We start from the raw sequence: 23656 nt of genomic DNA, 5'->3' as shown, positions 1-23656 counted from the left end.
ACGCGCAAATGCTGGAAGAAACGGGAACCGGGGCCGATTAGGGGGCCAGTTCGACGCCCCAAAAAAACGTTTGATTATAGGGCAAAAACTGACACCCCCGGCCTGGCCGGAAGGGGGAGACGACGCTAGAGGAGCGTCAATGTCGCGCTGACGCAACCATGCTGGAGGCGCCAGAAGAGAGAAGCGTATCGACGCCGTAGGCCTGCGCGAGACTGGCGAGCCCAGCCGGCAGATTGACGATTTCGAACTTGCCGCCGCGCGCCGCCGCGGCCCGCACCCACGCGAGCAGGACGGCGAGCGCCGACGAATCGAATTGCGTGAGCGGCGCGCAATCGACGCCGCCCGCACCCGCCGCGATGCGTTGCAGACCTGCCCCGAGCGCGGCCTTCGCGCTCGCGTGGGTCAGCGTCGTGCCGCTGTCGAAGCGGTTCGCAACCGGGTTCAGCACGTCGCTCACGACTGCTTGCCCGCGGCGAGTTGCTGATTGCGCTGCGTGAGGAACTGGATCAGTCCGTCCACGCCCTTCTGCTGGATCTGCTCGTTGAACTGCTGCTGATACGCCTGGATCAGCCACGCGCCGAGCACGTTGATGTCATACACGCGCCAGCCCTGCGCCGTCTTGTACAGGCGGTAGTCGAGTTCGATCGGCTGGCCGTTGTTCATCACGACCGAGCGCACCACCGTGTCGGTGTCGTCCGGGTTCATGCGGAACGGCTTGTACTGGATCTGCTGGTCGCGCACCTGCGCGAGCGCGCCCGCGTACGTGCGGATCAGCAGCATCTTGAACTGCTCGACCACCTGGTTCTGCTGTTCGGGCGTCGCGGTGCGCCAGTTACGGCCCATCGCGAGTTGGGTGGTGCGGCGGAAATCGGTGTACGGCAGGATCTTTTCGTTGACGAGCGCCGTGATGTGCGTGATGTCGCCCTGCTGGATCGACTTGTCGCCCCGAATCGCGTCCATCACCTGCTGGGTGACGGTCTTGATCAGCGCGTCGGGCGCGTTGGTGTCGACGGTTTGCGCCGATGCGCCCGCGCTGATGAACGAAAACAACGCGGCAAACAACGGAATCAGGAAGAATTTTTTCATATCGAGCTTTGCCTCAAAAATAATGCAACAGTTTGAACCGACCTTATCACGCGAGTTCGACGGCAATCCATGCGCGAACTGCGAGAGTCGTATCGATCTGTTACGGCTGCACGTTCAATGCAATCTTAAGGACGGGAAGTTGAAGCGCGTGGGCGGCACCAACTGACCGGCCGGAATTTGCGTTTCCGGGCCGCCTTTCAGGTCGAGAGGCGGTGTTTCGGCGCCCGACGCGGCCTCCGGTGCCGACGCGCCTTGCGGCGTGCCCACGGCCGCGCCGGATGCGGGAGCCGGCTTGGCCGGCGCACCTGACGCGCCCGTCTCGCCTTCGTCGTACTTCGGCAGCGGCGCTTCCTCGTCGTAGCTCGGCAGTTCCTGCGGACGCCGGCGGTTATCCGACAACAGATACTGCCGGCGCTGCAGATACGCGTTACGCACGAACGAGTATTTGTCGAGCGCCGCGCCTTCCAGCAGGTTGCTCGCTCCGAGCAGGTTCGCGCGCGTGTTGACGATGTTCAGGCCATACAGCGCCCAACTCAGACCCGGCGGGTCGACGTAGCTGATCGGGTTCACGTAGTAGTTGCCGAGCGAGCCGACCGCATCGCGCACCGTGCTCGGCCCGAACAGCGGCAGCACCAGATAGGGGCCCGCCGGCACGCCGTAGTGGCCGAGCGTCAGACCGAGGTCGTTGTCGTGCTTCGGGAGCTTCGCGAGCGTCGCGACGTCGAACAGGCCGCCGACGCCGAACAACGTGTTGATCACGATCCGCATGATGTCGGACACGCCGTCGGTGATGCGCAGCTGCAGCAGGTTGTTCGCCGCGATATAGACGTCGCCGATGTTCGAGAAAAAGTTCGTCACGCTGTCGCGAACCGGCTGCGGCGTGACCCGAACGTAGCCCTGCGCAACCGGCTTCAGCGCGTACTGGTCGATCTTGTCGTTGACGGTGAAGATCGTACGGTTCAGCCCTTCGAACGGGTCGCCCTTGGTAGGCGTCTGCACGGTCGTGCAACCGGCGAGCAGCGCAGCCGCCACGGTGACCTTGCCGAACTGTAGGACGCGCGCGCCGCTGCGCGCGGTCTGCAGTGTCGTCTGCATCTGATTCTCCTTGTTGGCCTTACTGGCCGGCAGCGCCGGAGGCCGGCGCGCCCGGCGCCGGTGCAGGGGCGGATGCGGCGGGCTTCGCCGCGCCGGAATCCGCGGCCTTGCTATACAGGAACTGGCCGATCAGGTTTTCCAGCACGATCGCCGATTGCGTCATCGAGATCGTATCGCCGGCCTTCAGCATTTCCGAGTCGCCCCCCGGCTCGAGCCCGATGTACTGCTCGCCGAGCAGACCCGAGGTCAGGATCTTCGCCGAAGTGTCCCTCGGAAACTGATATTGCTTGTCGATATCGATCGTGACGAGCGCCTGGTAGGTGTTGCTGTCGAAGCCGATCGACGCGACCCGGCCTACCGTCACGCCGGCGCTCTTCACCGGCGCGCGCGGCTTCAGCCCGCCGATGTTGTCGAACTTCAGCTTGACCGGGTAGGTTGCCTGGAACGACAACGAGCTCATATTGCCGGCCTTCAGCGCAAGAAACAGCAACGCCGCGAAACCCAGCACCACGAACAGGCCGACCCAAAAGTCGAGAACATTCTTTTTCATCGTCATCCCAAAGTGAATCCGCCGCGCCGCCGCCACCTCCCGCCGTGCGCGGCGCATCATGCACCGCCGGCAGCCGGCATGCTGCGCGGTCTTAGCTGAACATTAGTGCGGTCAGCAGGAAATCGAGCCCGAGCACCGCGAGCGACGCGTACACGACCGTGCGGGTCGTCGCGCGCGACACGCCTTCCGGCGTCGGCTTCGCCTCGTAGCCCTGATACAGCGCGACGAAGGTCACCGCGAGGCCGAACACCACACTCTTGACGACCCCGGCGCCGACATCGCGCCACACGTCGACGCCGCTTTGCATCTGCGACCAGAACGCGCCGGCATCGACGCCGATCAGCAGCACGCCCACCACGTAACCGCCCAGAACGCCGACCGCGCTGAAGATCGCGGCGAGGATCGGCATCGACACGATGCCGGCCCACAGGCGCGGCGCGATCACGACCTTGACCGGATCGACGGCCATCATTTCCATCGCGGTAAGCTGCTCGCCCGCCTTCATCAGGCCGATTTCGGCGGTCAGCGACGTGCCCGCGCGCCCGGCAAACAGCAGCGCGGTCACGACCGGCCCGAGCTCGCGCACGAGCGACAGCGCGACCAGCAACCCGAGCGCCTGCTCGGAGCCATAACGGTTCAGCGTGTAATAGCCCTGCAACCCGAGCACGAAGCCGACGAACAGCCCCGACACCGCGATGATCACGAGCGAATAATTACCGACGAAGTGGATCTGCTTCGTGACAAGACGCGGGCGGCGCAGCAGCGGGAAAAATTCGAGCACGAGCCGCAGGAAGAAGCGCGTCGCGTAACCGGCGGTGCCGAGCCCGGTGATGACCGAGCGACCGATCGTACTGATCATGACTGGCCTCCGCCGATGCCGAAGTCCGCCGCGAGCGGCGTCTGCGCCGGATAGTGGAATCTGAACGGGCCGTCCGGCGCGCCGTCGATGAACTGCCGCACGGTCGGATCGGTCGACGCGCGCAGTTCGTCGGGCGTGCCTTCGGCGAGCACACCGCCGTTGGACAGGAAGTACACGTAGTCGGCGATCGCGAATGATTCCGGCACGTCGTGCGTGACGAGAATCGACGTGGCGCCGAGCGCCCGGTTCAGCGTGCGGATCAGGTTCGCGGTGATGCCGAGCGAGATTGGGTCGAGACCGGCGAACGGCTCGTCGTACATCATCAGTTCGGGGTCGAGCGCGATTGCGCGCGCAAGCGCCACGCGCCGCGCCATGCCGCCGGAAATCTCGGACGGCAGCAGGTCGCGCGCGCCGCGCAGGCCGACCGCGTTGAGCTTCATCAGCACGAGGTCGCGCAGCAGTTCTTCGGGGAGATCGGTATGCTCGCGAAGCGAGAAGGCGACGTTTTCGAACACTGACATGTCGGTGAACAGCGCGCCGAACTGGAACAGCATGCCCATCTTGCGGCGCAGCGCGTAAAGGCCTTCACGCGTCTGCTCGCCGATGTCCTCGCCATGGAACAGCACCTGGCCGCGCTGGGCGCGCACGAGGCCGCCGATCAGCCGCAGCACCGTGGTCTTGCCGCAACCCGAGCCGCCCATGACCGCGACGACCTGACCGCGACGAAAGCGCAGATTCAGATTCGACAGGACGAGCCGGTCGCCGTAACCGAAGTCGACGTCGCGCAGCTCGAGTAAGGTCTCGGGATAGGAAGGCACCAAACTGACAATCCTTTTACAGGGAAGGCCGAATTATAGGGCCATCGTGCAAAAGCTGCCGTGAGGTGCCCCGTTCCTTGACTATGCCTGACGATTATTGCGTAAACGTGTGTTGCAGTGCAGAAACGGCGGCGGCCGGGTCGGCCGCTTCCGTCACCGCGCGCACCACGGCCGCGCAGCCGACGCCGGTCGCGAGCACGTCCGGCAGCACCTGCAGATCGATCCCGCCGATCGCGACGAGCGGCACCACGCCGTCGAGCAGCCGCACATAGCGTGCGAGGCGGCGCAAGCCCTGCGGCGCGGTCGGCATGACCTTGGTCGTGGTCGGGAACACGGCGCCCAACGCAATGTAGCTCGGCCGGAAATGCAGCGCCTTCAGCATCTCGTAGAAGCCATGAGTGGACAGGCCCAGGCGGATGCCCGCGTCGGCCAGCGCGGACAGATCCGCGGTATGCACGTCTTCCTGGCCGAGGTGCACGCCGTATGCGCCCTCCTCGAGCGCCGCCAGCCAGTGATCGTTGATGAACACCTGCGCGTCGTGCGCGCGGCCGGCCGCCACGCAGCGCGCGATTTCGCGCTTCAGTTCGTCGACGGGTTCGGCCGACTTGCGGCGCAACTGCACCGTCTTCACGCCGAAGCCGACCACCCGTTCGACCCAGTCCGCGGTCGGCAACACCGGATACAGGCCGAGCCTTGCCGGGCAGCGCGGGAACGCCTTGGCGGGTGCCGCCGGCAGGTCGGTAAGGCGCGGAAAGCGAGCGAGGTCGGCCGGGAAAGCATCGTCGGCGCGGGTCTCGTCGCCATCGCGCCACGCGAGCGCGAGCACCAGCGCGTCGTGCGGATCGAAACCGCAGTCGAGGAACGCGGCAAGCGCGGCAATCCAGTCTTCCGCCAGATGGCCTTCGAGGCCGTACTTCTCGCCACCCAGATGCAGCGTCGCGCGGTTTTCCGCGGCGACGATCACGCCCGCACCCCGCGTCAGCCAGCGCGCGATCTGCTCGCCGTGCTGCTGTGCGTCGGCGATCACGATCAGGTCGCCACCGTTCGGTTCGTCGGGTGCGATCAGGCAGATGCGCCACGGCGCGTGCGTCGGCGGCCAGTCGCCGAGACGTGCGCGGATGCGCTCGGCGGCTTCGATGAGTTCGTCGGCCGTCGGCCAGAACAGATCGCGGTCCTTCAGCGTCAACGACTGAGTCATGCGGCACCTCCATCCTGATGCCAGAACGGCATGCCGATCACCGGCGTGCTCGCGTGCGCGCTCTCGCGCTCGGCCATCGGGCCCGCGAGATACGCTTGCCGGCCCGCCTCGACGCCCAGCGCGAACGCGCGCGCCATCGCGTCGGGGTGCGTCGCCTGCGACACGGCCGTGTTCAGCAGCACGCCGTCGAAGCCCCACTCCATCACCTGGGCCGCATGCGACGGCACGCCGAGCCCGGCGTCGACGATCAGCGGCACGTCCGGCAGCCGCTCGCGCAACACGCGCAGCCCGTATGGATTGATCACGCCCTTGCCGGTGCCGATCGGCGCGCCCCACGGCATCAGCGCCTCGCAGCCGGCGTCGAGCAGACGGCGGCCGATCACCAGATCTTCGGTGCAGTACGGCAGCACCTTGAAGCCATCCTTGACGAGCCGCGCGGCGGCTTCGATCAGGCCGACCGGGTCGGGCTGCAGTGTGTAGTCGTCGCCGATCAGTTCGAGCTTGATCCACTCGGTCTCGAAGATTTCGCGCGCCATGTGCGCGGTCGTCACCGCTTCACCGACGCTCAGGCAACCCGCCGTGTTCGGCAGCAGCGGCACGCCATGGCGCTTGAGCAGATCGAAGAAGCCGGCTTCGGCGTGGCCCTCGTTCATCTGACGGCGCAGCGCGACCGTCACCATGCCGGGGCGCGCGGCGTCGATCGAATCGGACAGCGATTGCAGCGACGGATAGCGCGATGTGCCGAGCAGCACGCGGCTTGCAAAAGTTTGACCGTATAGCGTCAGCGCGTCGGCGGTCTCGTGAGAAGTCATTTGCATCATCCTGGTTTGCCCTCGCGGCTAGAACCGACCGCGTTGCGGCAATGGGTTTTCGGCGACGGTTGTTGCGTTCGGTAAGCGACAGGCTGGCGCGGTCGCGCTCAGCCGCCCGCGACCGGCTGCACGACGTCGAGCCGGTCGCCCGTTTGCAACGCGCGCGCCGCATGCTGCGCACGCGCGACGAAATCGCCGTTGAGCGCGACCGCGAACGGCGGACGCGCGCCAAAGGCGGCGAGCGCATCGGCGACGGTCGCGCCCTCGGGCAGCGACAACGGCTTCTGATTGATATGAATGTCCATGGTGTTCGAATACGGTTCAATCGATGGCGCAAGCGGCATCGCGCGCGGCACGTCGGCCGCTACGCTCGGGCCGGCTCGCGCGCGAAATGCTGCTGGAACAGCTCGCTCCAGCGTGAGTCGCGCCGCCAGCCGGCGAATGCGTCGGCATCACCGACGCGGCCGTCGAGCAGCGCGCTCGCGAAGCGCACGGCTTCGTCGGCGACTTCGGGCGCGATCATATAGCCGTGCCGGTACAGGCCGTTCACGCGCAGCGTGCGCGCGCCGTCCCACAGCAGCGCGGGACGATGATCGGGCAAGGTCGGCCGGCACTGCGAATTCAGCTCGAGAATGCGCGCCTCGCCGAAGCCCGGGTGCACCGAAAACGCCGCGCTCAGCAACTCGAGCGCCGAACGCACGCTGACGGGCGACATGTCCTCGCCCTCCACCTCGGTCGCGCCGATCACGTAGAGGCCGTTCTGCTTCGGCGCGATATACAGCGGGTAACGCGGATGCAGTAGCCGCACCGGGCGCGTCAGCTGCAGGTGAGGCGCATGCACGCGCGCAACTTCGCCGCGGATGCCGCGCAGCGTCGGCAGCACCGGCTTCGCGCCGAGCCCGCGGCAATCGATGGTGATGCCGGCCTCGGGCAGCGACGCGTCGTCGATCGGCGTGTTCCAGTGCGTGTCGACGCCGCGCTCGGCAAGCCCGGCCGCAAGCGCGGACAGCACCTGGCGGTTGTCGAGCTGGCCTTCTCGCGGCAGCAGCCAGCCTTGGCTGAAGCGGCCGGCCAACGCGGGTTCGGCGGCGCCGAGCTGCGCGCCCGCCAACGCGACGAAGCCGCCGTCGAGCAACTCGGCCGGCGCGTTCGCACGCACGCGCCGCTCGAATAGCGGCGCCTCGGTGCGATCCGCGTGATGCCAGACGACGAGCGTGCCGTTGCGCTGGAAAAACACCGGCTCCGGCAGTTCGGCAAGCACGCGCGGCCAGCTTTCGAGCGAACTCGCGCCAAGCCGCGTAATCAGCAGCTCGGCGCTCGCGGCCTCTGCCAGCGGCGCGAGCATCGCGGCGGCGACCCACGCGGCAGCCTGCGAACCGGCGGCATCGCCGCGCTCGTAGAGCGCCACGCGATGCCCGTCGCCAGCGAGGCGCCACGCGACCAGGCGGCCGCACAGGCCGCCGCCGAGCACGGCGAAATCGGGTCGGGCGGGACAGTTCATCGCGCGCGCTCCGTTCGACTGCGGTGGGCAAAACCAGAACGGCACGGCTCGCCCGAGGCGGCGTGACGAAGGGAAAAATGCATGTCTGAAGAATAGGCGGTCATCGAGTCCTTTCCGTACGGCCAAAAACGCACGTACCCAGGACGAAACCGGCGGGTGAAGCCGGCCGGTACGACGTGCACATGTGAGCTGCGCTCGCCGCCCGGCGGGGAATGGAAGACGGTTGCTTCCGGAAACTTCCCGCGCCGGTATTACCCGGATCGGGTGCAAAGGGTCTCTCTCAGCCTCGCCGCCCCGGCATGAAAGTCATGCCGCCTGTGGGCGAAGCACCCCTGTTTCGTCGCAGGTCATTAGACCATAAAAGGCGCGGCGCCCGCAAACCCGCGCTCCGCGGTCGCCACCCCAATTTTGATCTGGCACCGTCTATCGAGATGCCGGTGCGAAGCGGCCCGGCGCTCTGGCACAATGCCGTGACCGGTGCCGCAAAAACGCGGTGCGCGCGGCGCTCGTGGCCGCATGCGTGGCGGCGGCCCCCCAACGGATGCCGGCCCCGAAAATTAATTTTCGCTTAAGGGCGTCACGCCAGAATCGGGCGCCCGTCCGGACTCGCGTTCATCGAGCGTGATGGCGCGATGCCCGGCCAGGTATCGCAGACCCGCGGCAGCCACGCCCTCGCAGAGGGGCCTGCTGTTCGCGGGATCGCCCGACATGGGTCAACCAGATTGGACCCGTACGCCGGAATGGCACTTCGGGTCAGCACTTCATCAGGATGCTCATGACACCACGTACTTCCGCCAGCCCCGCGCTGCCGCCCGACGAAAAGGTCTCCGCGTGGACCCTGATCAAGCCCTACTGGGTTTCCGAGGAACGAGGCATCGCGTGGGGGCTGCTCGTCACGATCATCGTGATGAACCTGCTCGTCGTCTGGATCAACGTACGCCTGAATAGCTGGAGCAGGGACTTCTACAACGCGCTGCAGGCGAAGAACGTCCACGACTTCCCGCACCTGCTGATGATCTTTACCGGACTCGCATTCGGTTTCATCATCCTCGCGGTGTATGGACGCTATCTGCGCCAGATGCTCGGCTTCCGCTGGCGCCAGTGGCTGACCACCCGCTACCTGAACGAGTGGCTCGACGACAGCGCGTTCTACCGCATCGAGCGCGACCGCCTCGCCGACAACCCCGACCAGCGGATCAGCGACGACCTGCAGTCGTTCGCGACCACCACGCTGTCGCTGACGCTCGATCTGCTGTCGACCGTCGTCACGCTCGTGTCGTTCATCACGATCCTGTGGTCGCTCGCGGGCGCGTTGAGCATCTCGCTCGGCGGCATGCCGCTGCAGATCCCCGGCTACATGGTGTGGGCCGCGGCGCTGTATGCGGTGGGCGGCTCGCTCGTCACGCAGAAGGTCGGCCATCCGCTCGTGTCGATCAACTATCAGGCGCAGAAAGTCGAGGCCGATTTCCGTTTCGGCTTGATCCGGCTGCGTGAGAACGCCGAGCAGATCGCGTTCTACAACGGCATGGAAACCGAGAAGACGAACGCGCGCACGCTGTTCGGCCGCATCCGCGACAACTGGTGGCAGGTGATGAAGTACACGAAGCGCCTCACCTTCGTGCTGAGCTTCTACGGCCAGATCGCGATCATTTTCCCGATCGTCGTCGCCTCGCCGCGCTACTTCGCGGGCGCGTTCACGTTCGGCGTGCTGATGCAGATTTCGAGCGCGTTCGGCACGGTCAGCGATTCGTTCTCGTGGTTCATCAACAGTTATACGAGCCTCGTCGAATGGCGCGCGACCGTGAACCGGTTGCGCGAATTCAAGCGCGTCGTGCATTCGCCGCGTCTGAAGGAATCGGTGTCGCCGGCCACGGAACACGGCGGCATCAATCTGCATTTCGTCGACAGCAACACGCTTACCACCGACGGCCTCCAGCTCGCGCTGCCCAATGGCAACCCACTGTCGCGCATCCGCGATATCGCGATCCGGCCGGGCTCGCGCTGGCTCGTGCGCGGTCCGTCGGGCGCCGGCAAGAGCACGCTGATGCGCGCGCTCGCGGGCCTGTGGCCGTTCGGCGACGGCTCGATCGACGCACCGGTCAACGCGCGCATGATGTTCATCCCGCAGGTCAGCTATATGCCGATCGGCACGCTGAAGGCGGCGCTCGCGTATCCGTCGGCGGCGGACACCTATAGCGACGACGAATGCAGCGACGCGCTCATCACCTGCCATCTGTCGGAATACGCGGACCGTCTGCAGGAAACGGCGCACTGGACTCGCGTGCTGTCGCCGGGTGAGCAGCAGCGCTTCGCCGCCGCGCGCGTGCTGCTGCACAAGCCGGACTACCTGTTCCTCGACGAAGCGACCAGCGCGCTCGACGCGGAAAACGAGTCGCGGCTCTATCGGCTGTTCACCGAGCGGTTGCCGAAGGCTGCGATCGTCAGCGTCGCACATCGCGAATCGCTCGCAGCGTTCCATGACGAAACGCTCGACGTCGAGCGTTCTTCCGAAGCGGTAGCGGCGTGAGCGACGCGAGCGGCGCTCACGTCAGCGAAGCGCACGGCGGCGCCGCACGCGTCGTGCTGATCACCGGCGCCGGTTCCGGCATCGGCGCGGCGCTCGCACGGCGCCTCGCGGCGCCGCATACGTCGTTGATGCTGCACGCGCGCGGCGCAGACGACGCCTCCCGTCGACGGCTCGTGCAGGTTGCCGCCGACTGCACGGCAAGCGGCGCACGCTGCGCGACCGGGTTCGGCGACCTCGCCGAGCGCGGCGCGGCGGAGCACGTGATCCATCAGACGCTCGCGAGCTTCGGCGCACTCGATCAACTGGTCGCGAACGCCGGCCATGCGCAGCGCCAAACGCTGGCCGCGCTCGATCCCGACACCTTCGGCGCCGCCTTCGCCGCGATGCCGGCCGCCTTCGCCGCGCTCGTGCGGCGCGCGATGCCCGCGCTCGAAACATCGAAGCGCGCTCGCGTGGTCGCCTTGAGTTCGTTCGTCGCGCATCGCTATCGCGCGGATGCGCCATTCGCCGCGACGGCGGCCGCGAAAGCGGCACTCGAAGCGCTTGCGAAAACGGCGGCCGCGGAGCTCGCGCCGCTCGGCGTGACCGTCAATTGCGTGGCGCCGGGCTACACGCGAAGGATCGCGGCCCAAGCGCCGACAACGCGGCCGTGTGGGCGCACGCCGCCGAAGCCACGCCGCTCGGTCATGTTGCCGAACCGGACGACGTCGCCGCGCTGATCGCATTCCTGCTGTCCGACGCGGCACGCCACATCACCGGCCAGGTGATTCACATCGATGGCGGCTTGACGCTCGGTTAAGCCTCGCCTGCGCGCCGGCGCCTCCGGGCGCAACATCCGGAAAGACACGAGAAGAGTTCGAAAGCATTTGCGGAGCGCGCAAGCTGTTCCGCGCTTTGAAAATGCCTGCGAGCAGCGACGATAGTCGTACGGGCCGCGCCATGCGTCGGCCGTCGTTGATGTCAGTCACGTCTTTCATCGCAACCGCTCTTCGGACTCCTCGCCCATGTCATTCGCTCGCCGTGTTTCACCTTTGCTCCCGTCTTTGCTCCCGCGCATCGCGCTCGCCTGCGGCGCGGCGCTGCTGCTCACGAACGCCGTCGATGCCGCGCAAACGACCGAGCCGAACCAACCCGCCGATATCTGCGCGGCGCTCACGCACATCGTCGATGCGAGCGATTTCCGGCGACTGCCAAACGAGACCGCCGCGCAACTGCCGGGCGTCTCCAATCCGGACGATTGCCGCGCCAGCCCGCACGCGTACGACTGCCACTGGCGCGCGCACTGGCAAGCCGACGGCGTCATCAACGATCCGCTCGAAGAACTCGGCGCCGACATCGCCGCCTGCTTTCCGCGCGTCGTGCACGACGTCAACACACCCGTGCGCCAGCATTTCGTCGTGACCACCGACGCCCGTCGCGTGAACGTCACCGCGAGCGTGCAAGGTCAGAACGAACTGCGACTGCGCGTGACGCGCTGAGCGCGCGGCCGTCGCTGCTTTTGATGCTCCATCGCATTTCGTGACCGGAATCGGGCGCTGCCTCATGACCTCGTCGCCGACCGTGCGCGCGCCAGCGGCAATCAGGCATTCGCGCCTGAGTCTGGTCGCCTCGCTGATATGCCGGCGTCGTTGCGCCCTCGCCGCCTTCGCCGCGACGCTGACGCTCGCGCTCGACGGCTGCGCCTGGACGCTGATCCAGGCCGCCGACGCCACCGGCTCCGTCATCCAGGCCGGCTACGCGATCGCGTCGAACTACTCGTCGCCGACCTTCGTCAACGGGCGGCCCGCGGATTTGCAGCACCTCTGCATCGAAGTGAACCCGGCGGTGTCGGTCGGCGATTTCGTGCCGGCGCTGCAGCTCGCGCTCGAGCGGCGCGGTATTCGTTCGGACGTCTACAATCCGGGCACCTCGCCGGCCGGCTGCGAAGCGCGGCTCGTCTACAACGCCGCGATCGACTATGGCCGCCGCTCGTTCAGCGACGAATCGATCCAGTACCTGTCGATCATCGATCTGACGCTGATCCAGAGCGGCCGCATTCTGGTCACCGCGCGCTATCAGACCGGCGGCCTGAACACCGACCGTTTTTCGTCGGCCTCGGTCAAGCTCGGCGGACTGATCGAGCGGATGGTGGTCGATCGGACCGATTTCCCGCGTCAAGCGCAGCAACAGCAGACCCTGCAAACCTCGCAGGCGTTCGCGCCGCCCCACTGAGTGCTCGCGGCTTTGCTTTCGCTTGCAGCGCCTTACACGGGAAAGGATTGGAAAGCGGTATACGCTTTGCGCGGCCCGTGCGCATCACTAAGATGACCTGAATGAACCAGACCATCCTGATCGTCGATGACGATCCCGTCGTACGCGAGCTCGTCGGCGAATATCTGCACGGCCGCGGCTTCAAGGTCGCCATGCTGGAAAATGGCTTGGCGTTGCAGCGCAGATTGCAGCAGGAGCGTCCCGCGCTCGTCGTGCTCGACATCATGATGCCGGAGCTCGACGGCATCAGCGCGCTGCGCGCCTTGCGTGTCGCCGGCGACGACATTCCCGTGATCCTGCTGACCGCGCGCGCCGATCCGATCGATCGCGTGATCGGCCTCGAACTCGGCGCCGACGACTATCTCGGCAAGCCTTTCGAACCGAGCGAGCTCGTCGCGCGGATTCGCACCGTGCTGCGGCGTCGCGGCTCGATCGCGCCGGGCGCGCCCGAACAGCGCGCGCCCTATCATTTCGGCCGCTTCGAAGTGAACTTCCCCGCGCGCGAACTGCGCCGCGACGGCGAACGCATCACGCTGCGTTCGAGCGAATTCGCGATGCTGAAGGTGTTCGTCACGCACGCGATGACCGTGCTCACGCGTGCGCAGCTGCTCGAAAAACTGCACGGCAATAGCGAAGCGCATCGCAACCGCAGTCTCGACGTATCGATCTGGCGCTTGCGTCGATTGATCGAAGTGGACCCGTCGGAACCGCGCTACGTGCAGACGGTGTGGGGACGCGGCTACGTGTTCGTGCCGGACGGCGAGATCGGCGCGGCCGAACGCGGACTTGCGCCGCCGCTCGGTTAGCGGCGCCTGATGGTCGAAGCCGGTTGATGCGGCCCACGCGTCGCACGTAACGCGCAGCGCGGTGTCGCGCGCACCGCGCTGACCCGGCTGACGGTCAAAACGTCAGCACACTCAGAAACATCCTCTGCAGCCAGCCCATCGTCGTCGCATCGTTGACCATGCCGAGGCCCGCCTGCTCGATGCGCGCGTTCGCGACCTTGCTCGACGCGACGTAATTGCCTGCTTCGATGTCCTTGGGATTGACGATGCCCGAGAGTCGAAGACGGTCGCGGGTCCCGCTCATCGCGATCACCTTCTCGCCTGACACGACGAGATTGCCGCCCGACACCGTGCCGATCACGGTCACGGCTAGCGTGCCCGTCATGTTACTGATGTCGCTCAGATTGCCCTGCCCTTTGTAGTCGGTGCTGGCAGAGCCGATGTTGAACAGTTTGGCGAGTCGCGCGGCGGCATTCGTCGATTGATCCGCGGCAGTCGCGGTGATGCTGCTCGTGCGGTTCGCCGACGCGCTGGCGCTGTTGTTGCCGCTATACGATTCGGACAGCCGGATCGTCAGCACGTCGCCGACGTGCTGCGCGCGCGGCGTCTCATACAGCAGCAGCGGCGCGCCGGCCTGATAGATCGCGCCTTGCGTGTTGACGTTCAACGGCGCGGACGCGAGCGGCGGCGCCATCGGCGTTTCGACGATCGACCTGGTCTGCGCGCTCGAACAGGCCGCGAGATAGCTCGCGGCGCCGAGCACGAGGGTGAGACGTAGCGCGGTCATGCTGGCTCCGTGGCGGAAAGGATGAAAGGAGTCGAAGTGAGGCGGCCTATCCGGACACCGCCCGGTTTCGGCGTTGGGTTCGCACCGGTAATCAGGGTTGCCTGGCAAACATCAGCCCGCGTCGGCGCCGCTCGCCTGCCATTGCCGCACGACCGCTTTCATCCACGCATCCGAGCCCTTCAGCAGATACGTGAGCGTGCCGTTGCGGCTGCCGGGCAGAAAGCACAGCGTGATCGAACTCACCGCGTTCTCCCATACGTACATCGGCATCGCGCCCGGCGCCGCCGCGTTGCGGGTCGCGAGACGCGGCGGCCCGTAACGATCCTCGAGCGCGTCGCGCAGATCCTCCGCGGTCAGCTCGTCGATCACGAACGACATCTCGTAGAGACGCAGCGCGCCCTGCCCGCCGATGCGCGCGAAGCGCATCACGTGTTCGAGCGCCGGCGCACCATCGACCACGGCCTGCGACACCGCCCAGCGTTCATCATCGCGATGCGCCCAGCGGCACGCGACGCTCAGGCTATCGTGGGACTTCAGCCGCATGCCGAGCGCTCCGGCCTGCACGTCCGTCTCGCAGATCGGCACGCTGCCGACCGGCGTCGCGCGCACGGTCGAGCCCGCGCGGAATTCGTCGATCGTGATGCCGAGCGCGACACCGCGAAACGAAAACGGCGCGTCCGGCGAGCGCCGCCGCGTATCGGTGACGACGCTATTCGATGCCACGCTGGCCGCCTTCGCACTGCGCGCGACGAGCTGTGCATGCGCGGCGCACGACAGCACGCCGCCGAGCAGCATCAGTGCACCAACCATCCGGGTAAGCGTCATGATTCAATCGATCGCGGAAGCGCACATGTCGAAAGGCGTCGCCGCCGCATGGCCGACGACCGGCAGCACTTTCAGGGTCGCCGCCGTGACCCGGCACGGCAGCGCCGCGGCGCCGCAGCCGCCGAGCGGCAACAGCAGCGCGCCGGCAACGAGCCACGCCACGGCGCGCCGCCGCTGCTCAGTAGTTCCGGATAACGGCACGCGGACCTCGCCGATTCAAGCAGTCGTGTTGACCAGACGGCCGATGAGCCCCGTGCCCGGCGCAGGCAGTGCAGGCTGCCCGAGCCCGGCGCTCTGCTGCGATTTCGCCGCTGCGCCCGTGGAGCTTGAACTGGCGGATTTCTCCGTGGCCGGCTTATTCGCCAGCGAGGAGAAAGGCGTGGTACTGAGCGTATTGTGGATCGTCATGATGGACCTCGCGAAGGTGCGCATTGCGCACCGGTGTCGGTTGAACGCCGCGTGCCGTCGTCCGAGGCAGCGGGCCTCGTTCGGCGTGCGGAGCGACTTGCTGCGGAACGAATCATCGCGCCGCGCGGGTGCCGACGATGGGCGAAGCAAAGCACGCTTTCGCGCGGTTGTTACGATCCGTTCCGTGGGCTTGCGAGGGCTTTCGAGTGCTTGCCAACTGTTGTCATCGCGTGCCTGTCGTCGCGCAGAGCCGGATCAGGCAGTGCTAAAGTAAGCGCTGCACCTTCGCTGATCCGCCCCGGCGCGAGCCCGCCAGCACCGAGCGGTGCACAGTAAGCGTTGGTAAGGAAATGCCCGGTCGCGCGTCGGGCGGGCCAGTCTAGAATTTCGCCATGAATCCACAGGTCCTTATCGTCGACGACGATCCGGTCGTACGCGATCTGCTTTGCAAATTTCTGCAGTCGAACGGCTTCGATGCGTCCGTGCTGCATGACGGCACCCATTTGCAGCGTCGTCTCGAGCGTGAGCGGCCGTCGGTCGTCGTGCTCGACATCATGATGCCGAACACCGACGGCCTGCGCGCGCTCACCGCGTTGCGCGCCGCCGGCGACGACATTCCGGTGATCTTCGTGACCGCGCGCGGCACGGTGGCCGACCGCATCGTCGGTCTGTCGCTCGGCGCGGACGACTATCTGACCAAGCCGTTCGATCCGCGCGAACTGCTCGTGCGGATCCAGACCGTGTTGCGCCGGCGCGGGCCGTCCACCACGAGCGCGCCCGAAGCACGCAAGCGCTATCGTTTCGGGCCATTCGAACTGGACTTCGCCACGCGCTCGCTGAGCCGCGACGACGCCAAGCTGCCGCTGCGCGACAGCGAATTCGCGCTGCTGAAGATCTTCGTCAACAATCCGTACAAGGTGCTGTCGCGCGTGCTGATTCACGATCTCGTGCATCGCGACAACCTCGCGTTCCGCGACCGTAGCCTCGACGTACCGATCTGGCGCCTGCGCCGCGTGATCGAGGACGACCCGTCGAACCCGTGCTACGTGCAAACGGTGCGCGGCAAGGGCTACGTGTTCGTGCCCGATGCCAACGGCACAGCCTTCGAGGACGGGGCCGCCCCGAGCGCATGAGAAATCCGCTGAACACGCTGTTCGGCAGAATGGCGTTGCTGTCGGCGGCGGTGCTGTTCGCGATTCAGGCGAGCTGGTTCGTGCTGGTGACGATGCAGCCGCCGCGCCATGAAATCGACGGCTTCGCGCGCGGCATTCTGCTCGTGCTGCAGGCGATCAACGGCGAGCCGATCAAGGGCGCCGCGCTCGCGCCGGCGATGCGCGTGCATCTGGTGCCCACCTGGAACATGCCGACCAGCGTGCATCTGCGCGAGCCGCACGAGCATATGGTGGTCGAACTGAGCCGGCACCTGCGTGAGAACCTGCCGGCCGGCACGCAGATCGCCGTCGACGATCTGCGTCCGCCGCAACTGTGGGTGCTGGTCCCGGGCAAGTCGAACTGGGTCGTCGTGCCGGTCGACCTGCCGCCGCCGCCGCGCTTTCTGATCGAATCGGTGTCGATGCTGGTCGCCGGGCTGATCCTGTCGTTGTTCGCGGTGTGGCAGATGCAACGGCCGTTGTCGCGCGTGGCCGATGCGTCGCGGGCGTTCGGCTCGGGCGGCCGGCCCCAACCCGTGCCGGTGCAGGGCCCGCGCGAGCTGCGTGAGCTGATCGGCTCATTCAACGACATGATGCGGCGCCTGAACGAAGCCGGCGACGACCAGGCGGTGATGCTCGCCGGCGTCGCGCACGATCTGAAGGCGCCGCTCACGCGCCTGAAGCTGCGCGCAAGCGTGCTGGTCGACGAAAACGAGCGCGCGGGCCTGATCCGCGACGTCGATTCCCTGACCAACATCGTCCAGCAGTTCCTCGAATTCGCGGGCCAATCGGCGGACGCCGGACCGCCCGTCGAAGTCGACGAGTTCTTGCGCGAGCAGTTTTCCTCGGGCGATTACGCGGAGGCCGCGGAAACCGCCGAAGCGGCGGACCCCGCCGAAACCCCGCTGTTCGCGCTCGATCTGCGCGCCGGCCCCTCGTTCACGCTGCCGCGCACGCTGCTCGACCGGCTCGTGACGAACCTCGTCGACAACGCGCTCGAACACGGCATGCCGCCGGTGGAAATCTCGACCGCGTGCGACGACCGTCATTGGACGATCAGCGTGCGCGACCACGGCGCCGGCATTCCCGACGACCGCATTGCCGCGGCGATGAAGCCGTTCGTGCGGCTCGACGCCGCGCGCGGCGGCGAAGGCCATTGCGGGCTCGGTCTCGCGATCGTCGCGCGGCTCGCGCACGATCGCGGTGGGCGCTGCCTCGTGCGCAATCACGCGCAGGGGGGGCTCGAAGTGCGGATCGAATCGCCGGTGGAGCCGGCGCTGTCGTAAGGATGCTCGCAGCCAAACGCGGCGCGGACCGGACACTTACCCGCCCTTACCGCATCGACTGTCGCGCGGGGTGCGGCCTTATAGTCGCCCCCGGCAACCTCGATGCAGCCCTTCCCGGTCCGCCCGCACCTCTGCGGCGGACTTTTTTTTGCGTTGTAAGGAAGGCCACCAAAGCGCGCCAGCGAAGCGCGTCAATGCACGAGCCGATTGCGCAGCGCGTCGACCGTCGCCGTGGAAAGGCCGAGGCCTTGCGTCAGGTAGCTCGCCATCGTGCCGTAGCTCGCCTGCACCTGGTCGAAGCCCGCCTGCAGATAGTTCTCGTCCACGTCGAGCAACGGCGCTCTCGCCGTCGCGATGGCCGCGCCTTCCTGCGCGCGCAGCGTGGTGGTTTGCGCGGCGATCGATGGCGCGAGATAGACGTTGCTGAGCAGGTAGTCCTGCATGATCACGTCGAGCGGAACGTTGGCGATGCTGAGCAGCAGCGCCGCCACCCAGCCCGCGCGATCCTTGCCCGCGTTCGAGTGGAATAGCTGCGCGCCCGTGCCGTCGGCGAGCGCGCCGAGCAGCGCGCCATAGGCGGCTCGCTGCGGGCCGCCCGTCACATACGCGCGCGCCTGCGCCTGCATGAACGCGACGGCGTCGACGGGAGAATCGACCGGGGGCGCGACGAAGTCGTTCATGCCGAGCACGTTCAGCGTCGAGGATGTCGCGCCGCTCGGCAGCACGTCGGCGGTGCGTGCGATTTCGGCGGGCGTGCGCAGGTCGTAGACCGACACGATACCGAGCTTGTCGAGCGTCGCCGTGTCGGTGCCGCTCAGCGTCAGCGCGTTCGCGCGATAGAACACGCCGCGCCGCATCTGTTTGCCGTCGACGGTCAGATAGCCGGCACCCGCGCCGCCGACATCGCGGAAGTTGCTGACCGACACGAGCCGCGGCGTAGCCGGCTGATCGGCTTCGAGACTACCGCCGCAGGCGGACAGCAGCGTGCTGCCGAAACCCGCGGCCAGCATCGCGCCGGCCGAGCCCCTCAGAAAGCGCCGCCGCGCCGCCGACGCTTCGCCGGGCATGCCGCGCTCCACGGGCACGGTCGTGCTCGCAAAGGCGCGGAAAGGCGAACGGTTTTTCGCGGTAACGGACATCGGGGGCGACAGGTGTATAGGAGGATTGCGTGGGGCAGCCGGGGCTGCAGACGCAGTTTAACGTTGACCAGGAAGTTTTGCGTTACATCGTAGGGGTTAGTAAGAAAAAAGAGGGACGGTTGGTCCACTGATTTCCGTTCCCTTGCGGTGCCTTATCGGCCGTTACCGCGCGCACGCCCTTTTTGACCCCAACTGGCCTCACGACGCCGCATCCCCATAGAATACGGACACCCTCCCATCCGGCCCCCGCAGGCACAAGAAAACCTGGAGACCACAACAAAACATGTCTTCTCTCCAATGGTTCACCGAGCTGACCCCGCGCGAGCGTCGCACGCTATTCGCCGGTTTCGGCGGATACGCGATCGACGCGTTCGACTTCATGATCTACTCGTTCCTCATTCCGACGCTGATCGCGACGTGGGGCATGAGCAAAAGCGAAGCAGGCATGGTCGCCACCAGCTCGCTGATTTCGTCGGCGATCGGCGGCTGGCTCGCCGGCATTCTTGCCGATCGCCACGGCCGCATCCGTGTATTGCAATGGACGATCGCCACCTTCGCGATCTTCACGTTCCTGTCTGGCTTCACGCAGTCGCTCTGGCAGTTGCTCGCCACGCGTACGTTGCAGGGCATCGGCTTCGGCGGTGAGTGGTCGGTCGTGACGATCATGATGGCCGAGACGATCCGCTCGCCACAGCATCGCGCCAAGGCGGTCGGCACCGTGCAGAGCAGCTGGTCGTTCGGCTGGGCGGCCGCGGCGATCGTCTACTGGGCGGCTTTCGCGCTGCTGCCCGAGCAGTACGCGTGGCGCGCGTGTTTCTGGGTTGGCCTGCTGCCCGTCGCATGGATCATCCATATCCGCCGCAACGTCAGCGACCCCGACATCTTTGTAGCGACGCGTCGCGCGCGCGAAAGCGGCATCAACACGTCGCACTTCATGCAGATCTTCTCAGCCGAGCATCTGAAGACAACTGTGCTCGGCAGCGCGCTGTGCACCGGCATGCTCGGCGGCTACTACGCGATCACGACGTGGCTGCCCACCTATCTGAAGACGGAGCGCCATCTGTCGGTGTTCAATACGAGCGGCTATCTGATCGTGCTGATCGTCGGTTCGTTCGCCGGCTATATCGTCGGCGCGATTCTGTGCGACAGGATCGGCCGGCGCGCGTCGTTCGTGCTGTTCGCGGTCGGCTCGTTCGTGCTCGGCATGGTCTACACGATGCTGCCGATCACCGACGCGATGATGCTCGCGCTCGGCTTTCCGCTCGGCATCGTCGTGCAGGGAATTTTCGCGGGCATCGGCGCGTATCTGTCGGAGCTGTATCCGAACGAAATCCGCGGCTCGGGACAAGGCTTCTGCTACAACCTCGGGCGCGGGCTCGGCTCGTTCTTTCCGATACTCGTCGGCACCTTCGCGCAGACGATGACGCTCGTGAAGGCGATGGGCATCGTCGCGGGCGCGGGGTATCTGCTCGTGATCGTCGCCGCGTTGTGCCTGCCGGAAACGAAGGGCAAGGTGCTAGGGGCGGCCGGCTCCGCCGCTTGAGATCGTCTGACACCGCAGTTCCCAATCATGAAAACGATCGTACTCGGCGGCGGCGTCATCGGCGTCGCCACTGCTTTTTATCTGTGCCAGCAAGGCTGCGACGTGACGGTGATCGAGCGCGAACCCGACGTCGCCCTGTCCACGAGTTTCGGCAACGCCGGCGTGATCGCGCCGGGCTACGTGACGCCATGGGCCGCGCCCGGCATGCCGGCGAAAATCCTCAAGTACCTGTTCAAGCCGGCCTCGCCGCTGATCTTCCGGCCGACGCTCGATCCGGCCCAATGGCACTGGATCGCGCGCTGGCTGCGCGAGTGCGACCTCGACCGCTTTCGCGTGAACAAGCAGCGTATGCAGCGCATCGCGTACTACAGCCGCGCTTGCCTGCACGAATTTCGCGGCCGTCATCCGTTCGATTACGGCCGCAGCCAGGGCTATCTGCAACTGTTTCGCAGCGAGTACGACGTCGAACTCGCGCAGCCGGCGCTCGCGGTGCTGCGCGATGCGGGCATCGTGCATCGGGAAGTCAGCGCCGCGCAGTGCGCGGAGATCGAGCCGGGTCTGCACTGGGCGCGTCAGGCGCCGTTCTCGGGCCTCTATCTGCCCGACGACGAAGCCGGCGACTGCGCGCGCTTCACCCGCGAACTGCGCGCGATCTGTGAACGCAATGGCGTGAGCTTTCGCTTCGACACGCGCGTCACGTCGCTCGATGTCGAGGGAGCGACGGCGCGCGGCGTGCATATTCAAAGCGAGCGGGGCGCGCAGACGCTGCCGGCCGACGCGGTGGTCGTCGCGCTCGGCGTCGATAGCGCGGCGCTGCTCGCGCCGCTCGGCGTGAAGGTGCCGCTCTATCCGGTGAAGGGCTATTCGGCCACGCTGCCTGTGACCGACGAGGAAAAAGCGCCACGGGCGGCACTGATGGACGAATCGCTGAAGACGGCGATCACGCGCTTCGGCAACAACCTGCGCATTGCGGGTACGGCGGAGCTCGGCAATCGCCAGACGACGTTGCGCGAGCAGGCGCTGCAAACGCTGCTCACGGTGCTGCGCGACTGGTTTCCGCACGCGGCCAATCCGACTTCCGCGCACTTCTGGGTCGGCCGCCGGCCGATGACGCCCGATGGCGCGCCGCTGCTCGGCCCGTGCAACATCGACAACTTATGGCTGAACCTCGGGCACGGCTCGACGGGCTGGGCGATGTCGATGGGCTCGGCGCGCGTGGTCGCGGATCTGATCGCGCAGCGCAATCCGGAGATCGATCTCGACGGTCTGACGCTCGCGCGCTATCGCCAATGAGGCGGACATAACGCACCGCGACGAGATAAAAGAAAACCGGGCTCCCCCTTTCAGGCGAGCCCGGTTTCTTTTTTACGGCATTGCTTTCCCGCTACCGGCGCACTTCATGGGGCGCCTTGTCGTCTCCACGTCTTCCTGCAAATCGTGGCCGGCGCGCGCGGCCTGGAACTCCAGGCACGCACACCGGCTGAAGACGCTTAACGCGGCAGTTCCGAATGCCCCATCAGGAACGCATCGACCGAACGTGCGCACTGACGGCCTTCGCGAATCGCCCACACCACGAGCGACTGGCCGCGGCGCATGTCGCCTGCCGTGAACACCTTGTTCACCGACGTGTAGTACGCCTTGTCGCCCTCGGTCGTGGCGCGCACGTTGCCGCGCGCATCCTTGTCGACGCCGAACGCTTCGAGCACCGGCGACACCGGCTGCGTGAAGCCCATCGCGAGCAGCACGAGGTCGGCCTTCATTTCGAATTCGGAGTTCGGCACTTCGACCATCTTGCCGTCCTTCCATTCGACGCGCGCGGCGATCAGCTTCTCGACCTTGCCGTTCTTGCCTTCGAGACGCTTGGTCGCGACCGCCCAGTCGCGCTCGCAGCCTTCCTCATGCGACGACGACGTGCGCAGCTTGATCGGCCAGTACGGCCATACGAGCGGCTTGTTCTCTTCTTCCGGCGGCTGCGGCAGCAGTTCGAACTGCGTGACGCTCTTCGCGCCGTGACGGTTCGACGTGCCCACACAGTCGGAACCGGTATCGCCGCCGCCGATCACGACGACGTGCTTGCCCTTCGCGACGAGCTGGTTCGGCACTTTGTCGCCGGCGTTGACCTTGTTCTGCTGCGGCAGGAATTCCATCGCGTAATACACGCCTTCGAGCTCGCGGCCCGGCACCGGCAGATCGCGCGGCATTTCGGAACCACCGGCGATCACGACCGCGTCGAACTGTTCGTTCAGTTCGGCCGGCGTGATGGTTTCCTTCGCCGTGTTGCCGATGTGCGCCGGCAGCGAGTCCGGCTTGCCGATGAACACGTTGGTGCGGAACGTCACGCCTTCGCCTTCCATCTGGCGCATGCGGCGGTCGATCTGCCACTTCTCCAGTTTGAAGTCGGGGATGCCATAACGCAGCAGGCCGCCGATCCGGTCGTTCTTCTCGAACACGGTCACGTCATGACCGGCGCGCGCGAGCTGCTGCGCGGCCGCGAGACCCGCGGGGCCCGAGCCGACCACGGCGACCTTCTTGCCGGTCTTGTGCTTCGGCGTTTGCGGCGCGACCCAGCCTTCGGTCCAGGCTTTGTCGATGATCGCGTGCTCGATCGACTTGATGCCGACCGGGTCGTCGTTGATGCCGAGCGTGCACGCCGCTTCGCACGGTGCCGGGCAGATGCGGCCCGTGAACTCGGGGAAGTTGTTGGTCGAATGCAGCACTTCGATCGCGTTCTTCCAGTCCTGACGGAACACCAGGTCGTTGAAGTCCGGGATGATGTTGTTGACCGGGCAGCCGTTGTTGCAGAACGGAATGCCGCAGTCCATGCAACGCGCGCCTTGAATCTTCGCTTCGTCGTCGGTCAGTGCCGCGACGAATTCCTTGTAGTGCTTCACACGCGTGAGCGGAGCCTCGTACGTCTCGTGGCGACGTTCGAACTCGAGAAAACCGGTTGCCTTGCCCATGTGGTTCTCTTCTCTATCTGTATCTAGGGGTAATCTGGACCCGCCGCGCTTCGATTGGTCGGAACGCGGCGGGTAC

24 protein-coding genes, 1 pseudogene and 1 riboswitch are annotated in these 23656 nt (G+C 66.4%); of the genes and pseudogenes, 9 read left to right on the top strand and 16 right to left on the bottom strand.

All coding sequences use genetic code 11. The annotated features are described in order from the left end of the window. Nucleotides 1-136: 136 nt before the first annotated feature. From HDG37_RS25465 to HDG37_RS25420, 10 genes are all read right to left on the bottom strand, one after another. Nucleotides 137-457, bottom strand: coding sequence for an STAS domain-containing protein (locus HDG37_RS25465; protein ID WP_184052302.1), 321 nt, complete (start codon nucleotides 455-457; stop codon nucleotides 137-139). Beyond that, nucleotides 454-1086: a phospholipid-binding protein MlaC gene (locus tag HDG37_RS25460; protein ID WP_184052300.1), complete on the bottom strand. Its 633-nt coding sequence runs from the start codon at nucleotides 1084-1086 to the stop codon at nucleotides 454-456. Before HDG37_RS25460 ends, HDG37_RS25465 begins: the two co-directional genes overlap by 4 nt. 114 nt (nucleotides 1087-1200) lie before the next feature. Next, complete coding sequence (locus HDG37_RS25455) at nucleotides 1201-2181, bottom strand: VacJ family lipoprotein (protein WP_184052298.1); 981 nt, start codon at nucleotides 2179-2181, stop codon at nucleotides 1201-1203. 19 nt (nucleotides 2182-2200) lie between these two features. Continuing rightward, nucleotides 2201-2731, bottom strand: a complete 531-nt coding sequence (gene mlaD, locus HDG37_RS25450) for an outer membrane lipid asymmetry maintenance protein MlaD (protein WP_221312130.1) — start codon at nucleotides 2729-2731, stop codon at nucleotides 2201-2203. A gap of 91 nt (nucleotides 2732-2822) precedes the next feature. Continuing rightward, on the bottom strand, nucleotides 2823-3590 hold the full coding sequence (mlaE, locus tag HDG37_RS25445; RefSeq protein WP_184052294.1) for a lipid asymmetry maintenance ABC transporter permease subunit MlaE: 768 nt from the start codon (nucleotides 3588-3590) through the stop codon (nucleotides 2823-2825). Next, nucleotides 3587-4411 (bottom strand): ABC transporter ATP-binding protein, encoded by an 825-nt coding sequence (locus HDG37_RS25440; protein WP_018420056.1) that lies wholly within the window; start codon nucleotides 4409-4411, stop codon nucleotides 3587-3589. The genes mlaE and HDG37_RS25440 overlap by 4 nt, the downstream gene beginning before the upstream one ends. 91 nt (nucleotides 4412-4502) lie before the next feature. Then, the gene (gene thiE / locus HDG37_RS25435) at nucleotides 4503-5606 is read right to left on the bottom strand and encodes a thiamine phosphate synthase (protein ID WP_184052292.1); all 1104 of its coding nucleotides are present in this window, start codon (nucleotides 5604-5606) and stop codon (nucleotides 4503-4505) included. Continuing rightward, nucleotides 5603-6418, bottom strand: coding sequence for a thiazole synthase (locus HDG37_RS25430; RefSeq protein WP_184052290.1), 816 nt, complete (start codon nucleotides 6416-6418; stop codon nucleotides 5603-5605). The genes thiE and HDG37_RS25430 overlap by 4 nt, the downstream gene beginning before the upstream one ends. A gap of 107 nt (nucleotides 6419-6525) precedes the next feature. After that, the gene (gene thiS, locus HDG37_RS25425) at nucleotides 6526-6723 is read right to left on the bottom strand and encodes a sulfur carrier protein ThiS (RefSeq protein ID WP_026225709.1); all 198 of its coding nucleotides are present in this window, start codon (nucleotides 6721-6723) and stop codon (nucleotides 6526-6528) included. A 59-nt stretch (nucleotides 6724-6782) separates the two neighbouring features. Continuing rightward, complete coding sequence (locus HDG37_RS25420) at nucleotides 6783-7919, bottom strand: FAD-dependent oxidoreductase (RefSeq protein WP_184052288.1); 1137 nt, start codon at nucleotides 7917-7919, stop codon at nucleotides 6783-6785. Between the two features lie 220 nt (nucleotides 7920-8139). Further along, a riboswitch (TPP riboswitch) is annotated at nucleotides 8140-8263 on the bottom strand. A 431-nt stretch (nucleotides 8264-8694) separates the two neighbouring features. Between HDG37_RS25420 and HDG37_RS25415 the strand changes: the two genes are divergently transcribed. From HDG37_RS25415 to HDG37_RS25395, 5 genes and pseudogenes are all read left to right on the top strand, one after another. After that, entirely contained in the window at nucleotides 8695-10446 is a 1752-nt protein-coding gene (locus HDG37_RS25415) for an ABC transporter ATP-binding protein/permease (protein ID WP_184052286.1), read from the top strand. Beyond that, nucleotides 10443-11245 (top strand): annotated as a pseudogene (locus tag HDG37_RS25410) (SDR family NAD(P)-dependent oxidoreductase). The gene HDG37_RS25415 and the pseudogene HDG37_RS25410 overlap by 4 nt, the downstream one beginning before the upstream one ends. A 205-nt stretch (nucleotides 11246-11450) precedes the next feature. Continuing rightward, a complete protein-coding gene (locus HDG37_RS25405) occupies nucleotides 11451-11924 on the top strand; it encodes a hypothetical protein (RefSeq protein ID WP_184052284.1) in 474 nt (157 codons plus the stop codon). Nucleotides 11925-11988: 64 nt separating this feature from the next. Beyond that, nucleotides 11989-12657, top strand: a complete 669-nt coding sequence (locus tag HDG37_RS25400; protein WP_184052282.1) for a hypothetical protein — start codon at nucleotides 11989-11991, stop codon at nucleotides 12655-12657. Nucleotides 12658-12758: 101 nt separating this feature from the next. Further along, nucleotides 12759-13502, top strand: a complete 744-nt coding sequence (locus tag HDG37_RS25395; RefSeq protein WP_184052280.1) for a response regulator — start codon at nucleotides 12759-12761, stop codon at nucleotides 13500-13502. A gap of 94 nt (nucleotides 13503-13596) precedes the next feature. On the opposite strand, the gene HDG37_RS25390 is transcribed toward HDG37_RS25395, so the two are convergent. The 4 genes from HDG37_RS25390 to HDG37_RS25375 form a co-directional block, all read right to left on the bottom strand. Then, on the bottom strand, nucleotides 13597-14268 hold the full coding sequence (locus HDG37_RS25390) for a flagellar basal body L-ring protein FlgH (protein ID WP_184052278.1): 672 nt from the start codon (nucleotides 14266-14268) through the stop codon (nucleotides 13597-13599). Nucleotides 14269-14379: 111 nt separating this feature from the next. Next, nucleotides 14380-15093, bottom strand: coding sequence for a hypothetical protein (locus HDG37_RS25385; protein ID WP_184052276.1), 714 nt, complete (start codon nucleotides 15091-15093; stop codon nucleotides 14380-14382). A 3-nt stretch (nucleotides 15094-15096) separates the two neighbouring features. Next, on the bottom strand, nucleotides 15097-15255 hold the full coding sequence (locus HDG37_RS25380) for a DUF6726 family protein (protein WP_041734448.1): 159 nt from the start codon (nucleotides 15253-15255) through the stop codon (nucleotides 15097-15099). A 54-nt stretch (nucleotides 15256-15309) separates the two neighbouring features. Beyond that, nucleotides 15310-15501 carry a hypothetical protein gene (locus HDG37_RS25375; RefSeq protein WP_260334988.1) on the bottom strand — a complete coding sequence of 64 codons (192 nt, stop codon included), beginning with the start codon at nucleotides 15499-15501 and terminating at the stop codon, nucleotides 15310-15312. A 392-nt stretch (nucleotides 15502-15893) separates the two neighbouring features. On the opposite strand from HDG37_RS25375, the gene HDG37_RS25370 reads away from it, so the two are divergent. Both HDG37_RS25370 and HDG37_RS25365 read left to right on the top strand, forming a co-directional pair. Continuing rightward, complete coding sequence (locus HDG37_RS25370; RefSeq protein WP_184052272.1) at nucleotides 15894-16634, top strand: response regulator; 741 nt, start codon at nucleotides 15894-15896, stop codon at nucleotides 16632-16634. Continuing rightward, entirely contained in the window at nucleotides 16631-17938 is a 1308-nt protein-coding gene (locus tag HDG37_RS25365; protein WP_184052270.1) for an ATP-binding protein, read from the top strand. The genes HDG37_RS25370 and HDG37_RS25365 overlap by 4 nt, the downstream gene beginning before the upstream one ends. 191 nt (nucleotides 17939-18129) lie before the next feature. Here the strand turns inward: HDG37_RS25365 and HDG37_RS25360 are convergent, their stop codons facing one another. Continuing rightward, complete coding sequence (locus HDG37_RS25360) at nucleotides 18130-19005, bottom strand: tyrosine-protein phosphatase (RefSeq protein WP_184052268.1); 876 nt, start codon at nucleotides 19003-19005, stop codon at nucleotides 18130-18132. A gap of 355 nt (nucleotides 19006-19360) precedes the next feature. Between HDG37_RS25360 and HDG37_RS25355 the strand changes: the two genes are divergently transcribed. Beyond that, nucleotides 19361-20620 (top strand): MFS transporter, encoded by a 1260-nt coding sequence (locus HDG37_RS25355; RefSeq protein WP_184052265.1) that lies wholly within the window; start codon nucleotides 19361-19363, stop codon nucleotides 20618-20620. A 27-nt stretch (nucleotides 20621-20647) separates the two neighbouring features. Continuing rightward, entirely contained in the window at nucleotides 20648-21913 is a 1266-nt protein-coding gene (locus tag HDG37_RS25350) for a D-amino acid dehydrogenase (RefSeq protein WP_184052263.1), read from the top strand. Nucleotides 21914-22110: 197 nt separating this feature from the next. Here HDG37_RS25350 and HDG37_RS25345 read toward each other — a convergent pair whose 3' ends face one another. After that, a complete protein-coding gene (locus tag HDG37_RS25345; RefSeq protein ID WP_184052261.1) occupies nucleotides 22111-23580 on the bottom strand; it encodes a glutamate synthase subunit beta in 1470 nt (489 codons plus the stop codon). Nucleotides 23581-23656 lie beyond the last annotated feature (76 nt).

Origin of the sequence: Paraburkholderia sp. MM5384-R2 (genome assembly GCF_014201025.1) — a bacterium.
GTDB classification, from domain to species: Bacteria; Pseudomonadota; Gammaproteobacteria; order Burkholderiales; family Burkholderiaceae; genus Paraburkholderia; species Paraburkholderia tuberum.
This window is presented reverse-complemented; position numbering and strand designations above follow the sequence as displayed.

Bases quoted from the DNA above. Each gene is read 5' to 3' on its own strand.
- HDG37_RS25385 (WP_184052276.1), bottom strand. From the start codon at position 15,093: ATGACGCTTACCCGGATGGTTGGTGCACTGATGCTGCTCGGCGGCGTG.
- HDG37_RS25355 (WP_184052265.1), top strand. From the start codon at position 19,361: ATGTCTTCTCTCCAATGGTTCACCGAGCTGACCCCGCGCGAGCGTCGC.
- HDG37_RS25375 (WP_260334988.1), bottom strand. From the start codon at position 15,501: ATGACGATCCACAATACGCTCAGTACCACGCCTTTCTCCTCGCTGGCG.
- thiS (WP_026225709.1), bottom strand. From the start codon at position 6,723: ATGGACATTCATATCAATCAGAAGCCGTTGTCGCTGCCCGAGGGCGCG.
- HDG37_RS25395 (WP_184052280.1), top strand. From the start codon at position 12,759: ATGAACCAGACCATCCTGATCGTCGATGACGATCCCGTCGTACGCGAG.
- HDG37_RS25430 (WP_184052290.1), bottom strand. From the start codon at position 6,418: ATGACTTCTCACGAGACCGCCGACGCGCTGACGCTATACGGTCAAACT.
- HDG37_RS25405 (WP_184052284.1), top strand. From the start codon at position 11,451: ATGTCATTCGCTCGCCGTGTTTCACCTTTGCTCCCGTCTTTGCTCCCG.
- HDG37_RS25365 (WP_184052270.1), top strand. From the start codon at position 16,631: ATGAGAAATCCGCTGAACACGCTGTTCGGCAGAATGGCGTTGCTGTCG.
- HDG37_RS25400 (WP_184052282.1), top strand. From the start codon at position 11,989: ATGACCTCGTCGCCGACCGTGCGCGCGCCAGCGGCAATCAGGCATTCG.
- HDG37_RS25420 (WP_184052288.1), bottom strand. From the start codon at position 7,919: ATGAACTGTCCCGCCCGACCCGATTTCGCCGTGCTCGGCGGCGGCCTG.
- HDG37_RS25350 (WP_184052263.1), top strand. From the start codon at position 20,648: ATGAAAACGATCGTACTCGGCGGCGGCGTCATCGGCGTCGCCACTGCT.
- HDG37_RS25360 (WP_184052268.1), bottom strand. From the start codon at position 19,005: ATGCCCGGCGAAGCGTCGGCGGCGCGGCGGCGCTTTCTGAGGGGCTCG.
- HDG37_RS25415 (WP_184052286.1), top strand. From the start codon at position 8,695: ATGACACCACGTACTTCCGCCAGCCCCGCGCTGCCGCCCGACGAAAAG.
- HDG37_RS25460 (WP_184052300.1), bottom strand. From the start codon at position 1,086: ATGAAAAAATTCTTCCTGATTCCGTTGTTTGCCGCGTTGTTTTCGTTC.
- mlaE (WP_184052294.1), bottom strand. From the start codon at position 3,590: ATGATCAGTACGATCGGTCGCTCGGTCATCACCGGGCTCGGCACCGCC.
- HDG37_RS25345 (WP_184052261.1), bottom strand. From the start codon at position 23,580: ATGGGCAAGGCAACCGGTTTTCTCGAGTTCGAACGTCGCCACGAGACG.
- thiE (WP_184052292.1), bottom strand. From the start codon at position 5,606: ATGACTCAGTCGTTGACGCTGAAGGACCGCGATCTGTTCTGGCCGACG.
- HDG37_RS25370 (WP_184052272.1), top strand. From the start codon at position 15,894: ATGAATCCACAGGTCCTTATCGTCGACGACGATCCGGTCGTACGCGAT.
- HDG37_RS25455 (WP_184052298.1), bottom strand. From the start codon at position 2,181: ATGCAGACGACACTGCAGACCGCGCGCAGCGGCGCGCGCGTCCTACAG.
- mlaD (WP_221312130.1), bottom strand. From the start codon at position 2,731: ATGAAAAAGAATGTTCTCGACTTTTGGGTCGGCCTGTTCGTGGTGCTG.
- HDG37_RS25390 (WP_184052278.1), bottom strand. From the start codon at position 14,268: ATGACCGCGCTACGTCTCACCCTCGTGCTCGGCGCCGCGAGCTATCTC.